The sequence below is a fragment of the Faecalispora sporosphaeroides DSM 1294 genome, from assembly GCA_000383295.1.
In the GTDB taxonomy this organism is placed as follows: domain Bacteria; phylum Bacillota; class Clostridia; order Oscillospirales; family Acutalibacteraceae; genus Faecalispora; species Faecalispora sporosphaeroides.
The window spans coordinates 14,382-27,220 of the sequence record KB911074.1; the positions used below are offsets into that span (position 1 = coordinate 14,382).

The window sequence follows — 12,839 nt, forward strand, 5'->3', positions numbered from 1 at the left end:
CACCCGAACGGATGGACGGCGCAGACCATCCGTGATAGAATGAGCGGGAAGAAAGCAGCCGATCGCGCGGCGCTGCATACGGTCTTTGCCGCGTCTCGCATTCCCAAAATTCTGAGCGGCGAATCTCTGGAGTGATCCGCTCCTGAAGCCCGCGAATTTCGCATTGCGCCCGCACCCCACTTGTGCTATGATATATATTTGAAATATTGTATCTTACCGCAGTGCATGAACCGCGCTTCCGCCGGCGTATCCTATTATCATACGCGCCGAATCGGAGCGCCACGCGATTTTGCAAGGATACGGAGGGAATATCATGTCAAAAACAACTGTCGCCATACTGTTCGGCGGCTGCTCTACCGAGCATGAGGTTTCGCGTGTTTCGGCGGCCTCTGTGATTCAAAATATCCCGCAGGACAAATACGACGTCGTTCCCGTCGGCATTACCAAAGAAGGCCGATGGCTGCTGTTCGCCGGAGACACCGCCGAGCTGCCCGACGGCAGCTGGGAGCAAAACCCCGCAAACCGCCCCGCTTTCATTTCGCCCGACCGCACGGTTCACGGCATTCTGGCCCAAACCGAAACCGGCTTTGAAACCATTCCCTTGGATGTGGTGTTCCCGGTGCTGCACGGCAAAAACGGCGAGGACGGCACTTTGCAGGGCCTGCTGCAAATGGCGGGCATTCCGTTCGTCGGCTGCTCGTCGCTCGTTTCCGCGGTATGCATGGATAAGGCGATCACCAACAGCCTGCTCGAAACCGCCGGAATCCCTCAGGCACATTACCTGTGGTTCTTCACCGACAACTACCTCACCGGCGCGGAGAAGATTCGGGGGAAGATCGAGGCGCGCCTCGGTTACCCTGTATTCGTAAAGCCCGCGAACTCCGGCTCCTCCGTCGGGGTCAGCAAGGTCACCCGCCCCGAGGACTTGGACGCCGCCATTCAGCGCGCGGCCCGCGAGGACATCAAGGTCGTTGTGGAAGAAGCCATCGACGGGCAGGAGGTCGAGTGCGCCGTTCTGGGCCTTTCGCGGCCCGAAGCTTCGATTGTGGGCGAGATTGCTTCCGGCGCGGAATTCTACGATTACGACGACAAATATAAAAACGGCGCGGCAAAGCTGTTCATCCCGGCTCACATTCCGGAGGAAACCGCCGAAGAGGTACGGGAAAACGCGATGCGGGCTTATCGCATGCTCGGCTGCAGCGGCCTTGCGCGCGTAGACTTCTTCATTCGGAAGAGCGACGGCGCCGTTTTGCTCAACGAGCTGAACACCCTGCCGGGCTTTACCAGCATCAGCATGTACCCGAAGCTCTGGGAGGCCTCCGGCCTTTCTTACCCAGATCTGCTCGACCGCCTGATTCAGCTGGCGTTTGAAAAAGTGTATTTCTAACCGCGGTGCTTCCGGTTTGCCGGAGGACACCGGAAGGAGAGGACGTTCCATGAGGGAAAATTATTGGATCAATATCGTCGGCCGGCAGAAGATTGACGACGACGTGGGCGAAGTGACGCTCACAACGCTCGGCTCTTACGTAACCAAGGGCGATACCCGCTTTATCGTCTATAAGGAATACGACCCGGACCGCAACAACGCGGCCACCACCTCCGTGCTGAAGGTAGACGGCGGCAATACCGTTACCCTGATGCGCGGCGGCGGAAACACCCGGCTGATCCTCGAAAAGGGAAAGCGCCACCAGTGCCAGTACGACACCGGCTTTGGCGCGCTGCTGGTTGGCGTATTCACCAGCGAAGTGGATTCCCGCCTGCACGACAAGGGCGGGGAGCTGGCCGTGAATTATACGCTGGACATCAATGCGGATTTGTCCAGCATCAATGAAATTCTGATAACCGTCAAGGAGGCAGAACAGAAAGATGTCGAAACTAGTACAGCAAGCCACTGATGAGCTGAGAGAAGCCATTCTGAGCGCCGTAGGGCGCGCGGTCGCTGCGGGGGAGCTGCCCGCAGAACCGATGCCCGCCTTTACGCTCGAAGTCCCGGCCGACCGCGCCCACGGGGACTGGTCCGCCAACGCCGCGCTGGTCTCAGCCCGCGCGTTTCGTCTGCCCCCGCGCAAAATCGCCGAGCGGATCACAAAGCAGCTGGTGCTCGACGGCACCTATTTCGACCGCTTTGAAATCGCCGGCCCGGGCTTTTTGAATTTCTTCTTCTCTTCCCGCTTTTATGTGGATGTGCTGAAGGACGTCATCGCGCTGGGCGGCGACTATGGCCGCAGCGATTACGGCAAGCACCGGCGCGTGATGGTGGAATTTGTTTCCGCCAACCCCACCGGTCCCATGCACATGGGCAACGCCCGCGGCGGCGCGCTCGGCGACTGCCTTGCCGCTGTTCTGGATAGGGCGGGCTTTGAGGTATGGCGCGAATTCTACGTCAACGACGCCGGCAATCAGATTGAAAAATTCGGTTCCTCTCTTTCCGCGCGCTACCAACAGCTGTTTTTGGGCGAGGACGCCGTGGAATTCCCGGAGGACGGCTACCAGGGCGAGGATATTAAGGATAACGCGAAAGCCTATGCGGACGCATTCGGCGACAGGCTGATGCCGTGCGACGAAGAAACCCGCCGCCGTGAGCTGGTGGAATACGTGCTGCCCCGCAACATTCAGAAGATGAAGGACGATCTCAAAAAATACCGGATCGAATACGATCAGTGGTTTTTGGAAAGCACGCTGCACAACAACGGCGAGCTTAAGGAAGCGCTCGACCTGCTGACCCGGCGCGGCGTAACCTATGAAAAGGACGGCGCGCTGTGGTATCGCGCCACCGATTTCGGTGCGGAAAAGGACGAGGTGCTCGTCCGCCAGAACGGAAACCCCACCTATTTTGCGGCGGATATCGCGTACCACCGCAACAAGATCGAAAAGCGCGGCTATGACCTGTGCATCGACGTATGGGGCGCCGACCACCACGGCCACGTGGCCCGTTTGAAGGGTGCTCTCGACGCCATCGGCCTTTCGGGCAATCAGCTCGACGTTGTGCTGATGCAGCTCGTCAGGCTCACCCGCGACGGCCAGGTGGTGCGCATGAGCAAGCGCACCGGCAAAGCGATTCAGCTGGCCGACCTGCTCGACGAGGTGCCTGTGGACGCGGCGCGCTTCCTCTTTAATATGCGCGAGCCGAATTCGCAGATGGAATTCGATCTCGATCTGGCCGTGCAGCAGGATTCCCAGAACCCCGTATACTATGTGCAGTACGCCAACGCCAGAATCTGCAGCATCCTGCGCAATCTGGAGGGCGACGGCATTGCCCCGCGCGCCTGCACCGACGGCGAGCTGGCCTTGCTGACCGCGCCCGAGGAGCTGGAGCTGATCCGGCATCTGTCGTCGTTCACCGACGAGATCGTGCAGGCGGCCAAGGACTACGACCCGGCGCGCATCAACCGCTATGTAATCGCACTGGCGACGCTGTTCCACAAATTTTACAACACCTGCCGTGTGCGCGGTGAGCAAGAAAGCCTGACGGCGGCGCGGCTGGCCCTGTGCACGGCGGTATCCACCGTGATTCGCAATGTGCTTTCCATGTTTAAGATTTCGGCGCCCGAATCGATGTAACACTGAAAAATCGTTATTTCTTATTAAATTTATTTTTTACGGGAAAGCGCCCCGACCAAACAGCAATTCGTTCCTCTGGGGAAGACAGAGGAGGCGAATCAGCAGGCGGGGAAACCGCTTTGCCGTAAAACTTTGGATCAATTTCAGGAGGATGTCATCATGAATGTTCCTTGGAGGCTGCCCTTCCTTTTGGGCGGCCCTGCCGCGGAAGATTTTCACGTTTCTTCCGCCGGCGACGATCTGAGCGCAGAGCAATGGCTGCTTCAGAACGGTGAGCTTCTGCGGAAAAAGCAGGAGGAGTGGCTCGCCGCCGGAATTGGCGGCCTGTGCGCCCCCACCGCCTTTTCTCACGCCTTTTCCCCCGACCACCGCGAGGCCCTGCGCGAGCAGGTGCGCCTGCTGAACGCGGGGCTTCTGGAGATCACCCGCGGGGCCGCGCAGCGTTTTGCGGTTCCCGTGGGCGCCAGAATCGGCAGCAGCGGGCTGTTTGTGCCCCCCCATGGTCAAGCGGACTTTGATGACATTTACAACGGTTACCGCGATCAGATCCGCGTGCTGGAGCAAAACGGCGCCGAGTTTGTGCTGATCGAGAACCAGTTCTCCATGGCAGACATGCGGGCGGCGGTACTCGCTTCGCGCACCTCCGATTTTCCGGTCTTTGTCACGCTTTCGGTGGATGAAAGCGGAAAAACGCTCACCGGCGGTTCGCTTTTGTCCGCTGTGATCACCCTGCAGGCCATGGGCGTGGAGGCGATCGGCCTCGGCGGTTTGATGTCTCCGCCCGAGATGCTCCCGCTGCTGAAGGAGGTAATGCCCCACGCATCGATTCCGCTGTGTGCCATTCCCTCTGCCGACGGGCTCTCGCCCGAGGAATTCGCGGAGCAGGCGTGTGCCCTGCTGCGCGCGGGGATTCCGGTGCTCGGGATCGGCGGCGACCAGACCCCCGCGCACTGGCGCGCGCTGCACAAGCGTGCGCAGGAGCCGTTTTCTTTTGAATCGGATTATGCCGACGCAGACTGCTATGCGGCAGCAACAGAGGCCGAAGCCTTTTTCCTCGGCAGCGACATCACCCTGAGCGAGCCGATCGAGTGCTCTCTCGCTCTGGAGGAGGATTTGATCGATCTGGACGACGAACAGGTGAACGCCGCGCTGATCGAGCTGAACACACTGGACGACGTAATGCTTCTCTCTCAGTTTGCCAGCGTCACCCGCCTGCCGCTGGCCGTGCACACAGACAGCCGCACGATTCTGGAGGCGGCCCTGCGCTATGTGCAGGGCCGGCTGATTGTAGACACGAACTGCCAGATCGACCTGGAGCTGATCGAGCGCACCGCCGCCAAATACGGCGCAATTGTATATTGACGGTAATGGTTCAAAAGGGGCCGCGAAGAAATTCTTCGCGGCCTCTTTCATTTAAAAAAGGATGAACTTGTTCTTTGCTTTCCCAGGCGAACCGTGCCGGGTTCGGCCGGTTCTGATCCGTCATCGAGGCTTTGGCGAAATCAGCCGATGAACTCCTGAGTCCAATAGCTGCCATCGGAAACATAGCCCACACCGATCTCGGTATAAGAGCTGTTCAGAATGTTGGCTTTGTGTCCGGGGGAATTCATCCAGCCCTCCATGACGGCTTCGGGAGTACGGTAGCCCATGGCGATGTTCTCGCCCGCGGTGCGGTAGGTGATCCCGAACTGCTTCATCATGTCAAACGGAGAACCGTAGGTGGGGCTGGTGTGCGAGAAGTAGTTTTTGTCGTGCATGTCCTGAGATTTGGCCCTTGCGACGTCAGACAGCTTCAGGTTCATGGTCAGGGGCTTCAGGCCAACCTTGGCACGCTCCTGATTGACCAGCTCGACAACGCGCTCCTCATAGGTCAGCGTGTCGGAGGGCTTTGCGGAGGAAGCCGCGCTGGAGCTCGGCTGGCTGGAGGAAGGTGTGCTGGAGGAGGGCTTGCTGGAGGCCGGAGCGCTCGAAGCAGGCTGGCTTGAAGCGGGCTGACTGCTGGTAGAAGGCTTGCTGCTGGAAGAAGAACCCGAGTTACCGCAGTTCTTCTGAGAAGTCAGGCTGTCGGGCACCGAAATACCGCAGCGCTCCAGCAGCTGGCGGAAGCAGTCGGGCACGTTGACCGTGCTGCCGGAATTGGCGGCTTTTGCGGCCTCTGCCCGCTTGGAGGAAACCTGATTCAAAACAGCGGTGAGATCCGGAATTGCGGAAGAGGTCGGGCAGGTGCCGGCGATCTGTGCCTTCACCGCGGTGTTGCTGCAATTGGAGGAACCGGACGATGCCTTGGCGGCAGTCTTAGCGGCTGCGGCGCTGACCGTGGTCTGCAGGCAGGATTTGCTCTTTTGGGCAGATGCAAGCGCCTGGCTGACCGCCTTTTCCACTGCGCCGGAAGGTGCGTTTGTATTCTTTGCAACCGTGCTGGTGGGGCAGGATTTTACCCCCGCCGAGCTTGGTACGGCTTGCTGCTGAAAAGCAACCGCAGATACCGTAGCGGTGGAACCAATTGCAACCGCTAATACGGCGACGTATAATTTACGTAGTCTCATACTATGTACCTCCTTGAAATGCTTGTAATAAGTTGTCATAATTGTAACACTTTTGTAACTCATTGCAAGCTGTAAATTCTGGAAGCTTTCTTTCCGCAATGGCACGATCCCAAAAACGGCTCTGAAAAAGCGGCGTCGTCCCGATCGATTTTAACCCTGATAAAACTGCCGGAACGCGCCCCGGAGCCGGAAAACGGGGCTTTGGCTTGTAAATAATGCTAAAAGCTGTATCTTCTGGCATTTCGCTTTTCTCGGCCGCCTGTTTCCGCTATAATGAAAGAATCAACCGTAGGAGGGACTTTCGTTCATGCAGGAACCTTATTTTATATTTGATCTGGATTCAACCGTCACTCAGGAAGAGCTGCTGCCGCTGTTGGCAAGGCAGATCGGAATGGAAGAAAAATCGACCGAGATTACCGAGCAGGCCAGACGCGGCCTTCTCCCCTTTGAAGAAAGCTTTCGGCTGCAGATTGAACTGCTTCGTCAAATCCCCGTGGAGGAAGCCCAAAAGACGGCTGGAGAGATCGCTTTGAACGACCGCCTGGCCGCCTGGATCCGCACCCACCGCGAACGCTGCTTTCTGGCGACGGAACACCCCGACGTATGGACGCCGACGCTGCTGCGGCGTCTTCAAATGGAGGGGCGCTGCTTTTCCTCCAAGACCATTACGCGAAACGGATACATAGATCGGATTTCGTATTATCTGAATAAAAAAGAGATTGTCGGCCATTTTCCCGCTCCTCTTGTGGCCGTCGGCGACGGCGCCAGCGACGCCGAAATGCTTCGTCTGGCCAGTGTCGGGATCGCCTATGGCGGGTCGAAGCCGATTGCGCCCGCCGCGCGCGACAACGCCGATTACTGCGTTTTTGACGAGCAGCAGCTCTGCGCTCTGCTCGATCATCTGGCCTGCCCGCAGCCGATTGCTTCCGCAGCGATCCCCACCTTTCTGCGGCCTTAAATTCAGTGCAGAGCAAAAGAATCATCAAAAAGCAGAGCCGTGTAGAAAATGCAATTCTACACGGCTTTGTTTTTATGATATAAACGAAAACTTCAAAATGAAACCGGTTGAAAGCGCAAGGGAAAGCGCTGCCAGCACAACCGGCGGTTTGCCGGCGTTCCTCATCCATCGGCGCCGGAACGGTGCGCCGCGGGGATCGCGGCTGAAAAGCCGGACGGTTTTTCAATGTATTGGAGATTCAACCCGCACCGATAAATTCTGGAATTTTCTCCCCAGGGATGATACCCCTGCGCAAGGTACTCGAACCCGTAACGCTCATAGTTGCCCACATGGCCGGTGCAAAGATATAAATACGGAAACCCCAAAAGCGCGGCTTCCGTTTTGATTTGCTCCATGAGCAGGGCGCCGTAGGAGTGGCCGCGGTGCTCTTTCTCAATGAATAAGGCGCATAGCCACGGGTACAGATCCATTCTGCTGATAAAATCGTTCGGGATCATGCCCGCACCGCCGACCAGCTCTTCTCCATCGCGCAGCAAATACCACTGCGGTAAGGGGGATTCCGAATGGAGACAATTTAAAATGCAGTCCTCATACACCATTTTGCTCTCTTCGCTCGCCCAATGCTTTTGAAAAAAAGCGATGGCCGTTTGCCAGCCTCAGGTTCTTTTCTGACTGAGACAATGGTCATTGCCTCTCCCCTTTCGCGCCCGGCAAAATCATTCGGAGGCCTGCTCCTGCCCGGCCTTTTCCTGCTGCTCCTGCAGCTGGCGGCGGATGGACTCGCGCTCGCGGGTCAGTTCATGCAAAAGCTCCCCGAACGCCCAGGTGCGGTTTGTTTCTGTCACCACCGCTTTCATCGCCTGATTCCGCGGATCGACCGAATGCAGGCGGTTAAGCACCTGATCCAGCCGGTTGGAGGTAAAGCCCGAAAACACCATTGCGCTGCGCTCGGGAACCTCTCCGTCATAGCTTTTCCCTTCCGGAGACGCAGACGCAAGCGCGCCGACGGTTTCGCCCAGCTGCTCCTGCGCCACATGCCGGCAGGGGATTCCCGCCCGGGAAAAGGCCTCCACCGCATTTTTTCCCAATTCCGTATCTTCCGCGAGACGGTACAGTAAGACCACCTCTTGTGCTACTCTCGCTTTCATCCTTCTCGTTTCGGCGCGGCAGGCGCGCCACTCCTTTCTGCGTGGTTTGATTTCGGCCCTTGCTTTCTCTTCTGCAAATGATAAGAAATTCGCAGCAAAAGCGCATCCGGTATTGCCCGCATCAATATCTTTGCGGCTTTCATCGTGCCGCCGGGAATGATCACCGGCTGGCGGGAAAACATCTGCTGAATCGCGGTCGCCGCCACGCGCTGGCTCGACATGCTGCGAACGCTGAAGCGCACATCCGCCACCTGGTCAAACTCCGTGTTCACCGGGCCGGGGCAGAGCGCCCCGATATACACACGGCTGCCCCGGCGGCGCAGCTCCTCTCCCACGGCTTGCGTCAGCCGCAGCACATACGCCTTGGAGGCGTAATAGGAGGAAAGCAGCGGGCCCGGCAGAAACGCCGCACTCGACGACACATTGAGGATATACCCCGAATCCCGCTCGAGGAAATCGCGCAAAAACAGCTTTGTCAGAATATGCACCGCGCGGACGTTGACGTCCAGCAGCTCCAGTTCCCGGTGCAGATCCGTTTCCGCAAAAGAGCCGAACAGGCCGAAGCCTGCGTTGTTGATCAGAATATCGATGTTCTCCCCTTTGGTCTGCTCGTACAGCTCAAAGCAGGCCTGCTCCTGTGCCAGATCGGCACAGATGATCTTCACCTGCGAGGGGAGCTGATGCCGCAGCACCTCCAGCCGCTCTCTGCGGCGGGCCACCAGAATCAAATCGTAGCCCCGGCGGCTCAGAATTCTGGCCATATCGCGGCCGATTCCCGAGCTGGCGCCGGTAATCAAGGCTTTCATCGCTTTTACTCCTTTCCAAGGCGGGCAAATCGAATCATTTCCATTCTATCCTAAGGCTTGGTTTTGCTTTTCAAAAAAGAGCGCCATAACCTCAGCCACCCAGCAGATCATGAGTCAGCCCTATCAAACGCGGCTCAAATGGCCGGAATCATAAAGCGGATGATCCTAAGTGCTTTCAGCTGCCCCAAGATTCACTCATCCCACAGAGGAATCCATCAAGAGGCCTCGTAGAAAAGCCGTTTTCGTTTTCAGCCATTCTGCAGTGCGCGTCAGCCCCGCCTGCTGAAGTTATTATATAGCATATTTTTCCTTACGCCAACCAATTTATTGAAAGAATACTTTAAAAAATTTTATTCTTTTCATTTTCTTTCTCCGCCTTTTGGATGGGCGAAAAAGGACCCGCTCCCATAAGGGTCAAAGCCACACGTTCAATCGGCAGTATACAGCAGCCCGAAAAAGGACATATTCCCGCCGCAGCTGCTCAGGCCGTTAAAGCCGAGCCTTTCGTCTGCAATAAGCCAATTGATTGTCCTCCGCTTCGCTCAGTGCCCAAACAAAAGCAAACGGAGAAACCTTCACGAAAAAAGAAGCCGGACTCCATTGGGAATCCGGCTTCTTGATAAATTGCAGCAAAAGAATCTGTTTAATCCTTTTTGAACGCGTGCTGAATTGCCTTGATGATTTCCACTGCTACCAGCGGTACAAAGGCCAGACCGATCACGATCGACCACGCCTGCGCATGCATAAAGTCAACGTTGAAAACACCGTTGAGGGACGGAACCAGCAGAACAACCAGCATCAAAGCCAAAGACGCCAGGAACGCGCCATTCATGTATTTGTTGCTGAAGAAACCAACCTTAAACAGAGAATGGCTGGAACGGATGTTGAACGCGTGGATCAGCTGAGAGATTGCCAGTACGGCAAACGCCATGCTCTCGCCCAGCACGATATCGATTCCCTGTGCGTTGGGGGCGATCGGGGTGATAACGCGGCTGCCGAGATAGTACGCAATCAGCGTGATCGTACCGATAATCAGGCCCTGAATAATTGCCATAACGCCTACGCCGTGGGCAAAAATGCTCTCGGACTTGGAACGCGGCTTACGGTTCATAACGTCGAACTCAACAGGCTCCATGCCCAGCGCAAGCGCAGGCAGGCTATCTGTTACAAGGTTGATCCACAGCAGCTGAACGGGCATCAGCGGGGATTCCTTCCACAGCAGCATCGCCACGAACACGGTCACAACCTCGCCGAGGTTGCACGACAGCAGGAAGTGAACCGCCTTGCGGATATTGTCATAAATACCGCGGCCCTCTTTAACAGCCGTAACGATCGTGGAGAAGTTATCGTCGGTCAGGGTCATGGCGGCAGCGCCCTTCGCCACGTCGGTACCGGTAATTCCCATCGCGCAGCCGATATCCGCCGCCTTCAGGGCGGGGGCGTCGTTTACGCCGTCACCGGTCATGGCGACAACCTGATCTTCATTCTGCCACGCCTTAACAATGCGGATCTTATCCGACGGAGTAACGCGGGCGTAGACCTTGTAGTTCTTGATGTTCTTCGACAGCTCTTCGTCGCTCATCGCCTGCAGCTGCGCGCCGGTGATGGCCTGATCGCCCTCGCGCAGGATGCCCAGATCCTTCGCAATGGCGGAAGCGGTCGCCACATGGTCGCCGGTGATCATGATGGTCTGGATGCCGGCCTCGTAGCATTCCGCGATGGAGGACTTTACTTCCTGTCTGGGCGGGTCGATCATACCGACCAGGCCGACGAGGGACAAATCCTTCTCAAGCTCGGCGGCGGTGTACTCGCGGGGCTCTTCATCGATCACCTTGCTGCCGATTGCCAGAACACGCAGCGCTTCCTGCGCCATCTGTTCGTTGGCCTGGGTGGCCTTCTCAATATCGCCGGAGGTGCAGCGGCCGAACAGAATGTCCGGAGCGCCCTTGACGATGACGATGATCTTGCCGTCCGTCTTTACGACGGTCGTCATCAGCTTGCGGTCGGAATCAAACGGAACCTCGCCGATTCTGGGCGCGGTGCTGTCCAGTTCCGCGCGGTGGATGTTGTTGCGCATGGCGCAGGCCACGATGGCCGTTTCGGTCGGGTCACCCAGGTGCTTCTCCGTGCCGTCCTCCTCAATGCGCACAATACCGTCCGTACACAGAGTGCCGAGGCGCAGCAGAGAAAGGGTTTCCTCCGAGAGCTCGCCGTCCAGCGGGACGACGCCCTGCTTTTCGGTATACGCCTTTACCAGAGTCATGCGGTTCTGGGTGAGGGTGCCTGTTTTATCGGAGCAAATAACCGAGGTGCAGCCCAGCGTCTCAACCGCGGGCAGCTGGCGGACAATCGCGTTTTTCTCAACCATGCGCTGCACGCCAAGAGCGAGCACGATGGTAACGATTGCCGGCAGACCTTCGGGGATTGCCGCAACGGCCAGAGAAACAGCCGTCATAAACATTTCAAGAATTCCGGTTACCGCGTCTTCGCCGTCCATCGGGCCGACTACGTCGACCAGGCCGACAACGAACACGATCGCGCAGATCACCAGAGTGAGAACGCCGAGGTATTTGCCAAGCTGCGCCAGCTTTTGCTGCAGCGGGGTCATGCCCTTCTCTTCTTCGTCCAGCAGGGCGGCGATTTTGCCCATTTCGGTTTCCATTCCGGTGCCGATGACGAGCGCCTTCGCCGTACCATAAGAAACCGCGCAGCCGGAATGTACCATATTAAAGCGGTCGCCCAGCGGAGCATCCTCTTTTATGTCGTCCGTCGCCGCCTTATCCGCGGGAACGGATTCGCCGGTAAGCGCCGCTTCGTCGCACTTGAGGCTGGAGCTGCGAATCAAACGGCAGTCAGCGGGAACGAAATCGCCCGCCTCCAGTTCGATCACATCGCCGGGAACCAGATGAGCAGAAGGAATGGACTGCATCTTACCATCACGGAGCACCTTCGCATTGGGGGCCGTCATGTTTTTCAGCGCTTCCAGAGCAGCTTCCGCCTTACTTTCCTGAACGACGCCCATCACGCCGTTGAGCACGACGATCAGCACGATAACGATAGGCTCGATCCACTCGGCCTCATGGCCGTTCATTGTGTTGTAAATACTCAAAACAACAGAGATGAGCGCCGCGATCATCAGGATGATAATCATAACATCCTTCATCTGATCCATAAAACGCTGGAAGAAAGTACGGGGCGGCTTTTCGTTGAGCTTATTTAGACCATATTTCTGCAGGCGGGAATCCGCTTCCGCAGTGGTCAGACCAAGCTTGAAGTCCGTTTTCAGGGTTTCCTGAACTTTTTCTAGAGCTTCAGCGTGCCAATTCATTCCTAGATGTCAACCTCCAATAATTTTGATTTTGACCGCAGTCAATCAGGTCAGCCGGTTCGTGCCTTCCCGGAAATTGCAGGACAGCATCACCCTTCCGTCAAAAAAGCGATCGTCTTTGTTTGAAAAATAACAGCGTTCTTCCCCCCGAAAAAAGCGTCATATCAAACAAAAAGACGGGAGCGCCAGGCAGCAATCCCGAAAAAAAATGTGGCTGGAGCCCATATTGCGCAGTCATTCCCCACAATATGAATCCAATTTCTGTTACAATATCTATTATCCCTCATTAGACATTATTTGTCCAGTGCTTTTTCAAAATTTTCATTCTAATTTTGAATTTTTTTCTGCTGCGTCCAGCATTTTTGAATATTTTTATCTTTTTTGGGCATAAAAAGACGCACCAGAAGCCCTGTTCCGGGGTTCTTCCGGCGCTTTTGTGAGGGAAACCGACACAAAAAAGGGATTTTCCCGCGCTACTTTGTTTAAAAAAAG

General features: G+C 56.7%; 11 protein-coding genes. 5 read left to right on the forward strand and 6 right to left on the reverse strand.

The genetic code is table 11. The annotated features are described in order from the left end of the window. Positions 1–313: 313 nt before the first annotated feature. The 4 genes from G340_RS0113785 (at position 314) to G340_RS0113800 (ending at position 4,923) form a co-directional block, all read left to right on the forward strand. A complete protein-coding gene (locus G340_RS0113785) occupies positions 314–1,387 on the forward strand; it encodes a D-alanine--D-alanine ligase family protein (protein ID WP_020074236.1) in 1,074 nt (357 codons plus the stop codon). A gap of 49 nt (positions 1,388–1,436) precedes the next feature. Continuing rightward, positions 1,437–1,895 carry a DUF1934 domain-containing protein gene (locus tag G340_RS0113790; protein WP_020074237.1) on the forward strand — a complete coding sequence of 153 codons (459 nt, stop codon included), beginning with the start codon at positions 1,437–1,439 and terminating at the stop codon, positions 1,893–1,895. After that, positions 1,867–3,561: an arginine--tRNA ligase gene (argS, locus tag G340_RS0113795; protein ID WP_020074238.1), complete on the forward strand. Its 1,695-nt coding sequence runs from the start codon at positions 1,867–1,869 to the stop codon at positions 3,559–3,561. The genes G340_RS0113790 and argS overlap by 29 nt, the downstream gene beginning before the upstream one ends. 159 nt (positions 3,562–3,720) lie before the next feature. Beyond that, entirely contained in the window at positions 3,721–4,923 is a 1,203-nt protein-coding gene (locus tag G340_RS0113800; RefSeq protein WP_020074239.1) for a homocysteine S-methyltransferase family protein, read from the forward strand. Between the two features lie 140 nt (positions 4,924–5,063). Here G340_RS0113800 and G340_RS0113810 read toward each other — a convergent pair whose 3' ends face one another. Beyond that, on the reverse strand, positions 5,064–6,107 hold the full coding sequence (locus G340_RS0113810) for a CAP domain-containing protein (protein WP_020074241.1): 1,044 nt from the start codon (positions 6,105–6,107) through the stop codon (positions 5,064–5,066). Position 6,108: 1 nt separating this feature from the next. After that, positions 6,109–6,348 carry a hypothetical protein gene (locus G340_RS18080; protein ID WP_154653225.1) on the reverse strand — a complete coding sequence of 80 codons (240 nt, stop codon included), beginning with the start codon at positions 6,346–6,348 and terminating at the stop codon, positions 6,109–6,111. A gap of 66 nt (positions 6,349–6,414) precedes the next feature. Here G340_RS18080 and G340_RS0113815 point away from each other — a divergent pair, with 66 nt between their 5' ends. Beyond that, positions 6,415–7,065 (forward strand): HAD family hydrolase, encoded by a 651-nt coding sequence (locus tag G340_RS0113815; protein ID WP_020074242.1) that lies wholly within the window; start codon positions 6,415–6,417, stop codon positions 7,063–7,065. A 161-nt stretch (positions 7,066–7,226) separates the two neighbouring features. On the opposite strand, the gene G340_RS17145 is transcribed toward G340_RS0113815, so the two are convergent. The 4 genes from G340_RS17145 to G340_RS0113835 all read right to left on the reverse strand — a co-directional run bounded on the left by G340_RS17145 (position 7,227) and on the right by G340_RS0113835 (position 12,347). Then, a complete protein-coding gene (locus G340_RS17145; RefSeq protein WP_020074243.1) occupies positions 7,227–7,664 on the reverse strand; it encodes a GNAT family N-acetyltransferase in 438 nt (145 codons plus the stop codon). Between the two features lie 117 nt (positions 7,665–7,781). Continuing rightward, entirely contained in the window at positions 7,782–8,213 is a 432-nt protein-coding gene (locus G340_RS0113825; protein WP_020074244.1) for a DUF3783 domain-containing protein, read from the reverse strand. After that, positions 8,210–9,019, reverse strand: coding sequence for an SDR family NAD(P)-dependent oxidoreductase (locus G340_RS0113830; RefSeq protein ID WP_020074245.1), 810 nt, complete (start codon positions 9,017–9,019; stop codon positions 8,210–8,212). The genes G340_RS0113825 and G340_RS0113830 overlap by 4 nt, the downstream gene beginning before the upstream one ends. A gap of 643 nt (positions 9,020–9,662) precedes the next feature. Beyond that, positions 9,663–12,347 carry a calcium-translocating P-type ATPase, PMCA-type gene (locus tag G340_RS0113835; RefSeq protein WP_020074246.1) on the reverse strand — a complete coding sequence of 895 codons (2,685 nt, stop codon included), beginning with the start codon at positions 12,345–12,347 and terminating at the stop codon, positions 9,663–9,665. Positions 12,348–12,839: the final 492 nt, after the last annotated feature.

Excerpts from the sequence above, each read along its gene's own strand:
- G340_RS0113785 (WP_020074236.1), top strand. The coding sequence starts at position 314 with ATGTCAAAAACAACTGTCGCCATACTGTTCGGCGGCTGCTCTACCGAG.
- G340_RS0113790 (WP_020074237.1), top strand. The coding sequence starts at position 1,437 with ATGAGGGAAAATTATTGGATCAATATCGTCGGCCGGCAGAAGATTGAC.
- argS (WP_020074238.1), top strand. The coding sequence starts at position 1,867 with ATGTCGAAACTAGTACAGCAAGCCACTGATGAGCTGAGAGAAGCCATT.
- G340_RS0113800 (WP_020074239.1), top strand. The coding sequence starts at position 3,721 with ATGAATGTTCCTTGGAGGCTGCCCTTCCTTTTGGGCGGCCCTGCCGCG.
- G340_RS0113810 (WP_020074241.1), bottom strand. The coding sequence starts at position 6,107 with ATGAGACTACGTAAATTATACGTCGCCGTATTAGCGGTTGCAATTGGT.
- G340_RS18080 (WP_154653225.1), bottom strand. The coding sequence starts at position 6,348 with ATGCCAGAAGATACAGCTTTTAGCATTATTTACAAGCCAAAGCCCCGT.
- G340_RS0113815 (WP_020074242.1), top strand. The coding sequence starts at position 6,415 with ATGCAGGAACCTTATTTTATATTTGATCTGGATTCAACCGTCACTCAG.
- G340_RS17145 (WP_020074243.1), bottom strand. The coding sequence starts at position 7,664 with ATGGTGTATGAGGACTGCATTTTAAATTGTCTCCATTCGGAATCCCCC.
- G340_RS0113825 (WP_020074244.1), bottom strand. The coding sequence starts at position 8,213 with ATGAAAGCGAGAGTAGCACAAGAGGTGGTCTTACTGTACCGTCTCGCG.
- G340_RS0113830 (WP_020074245.1), bottom strand. The coding sequence starts at position 9,019 with ATGAAAGCCTTGATTACCGGCGCCAGCTCGGGAATCGGCCGCGATATG.
- G340_RS0113835 (WP_020074246.1), bottom strand. The coding sequence starts at position 12,347 with ATGAATTGGCACGCTGAAGCTCTAGAAAAAGTTCAGGAAACCCTGAAA.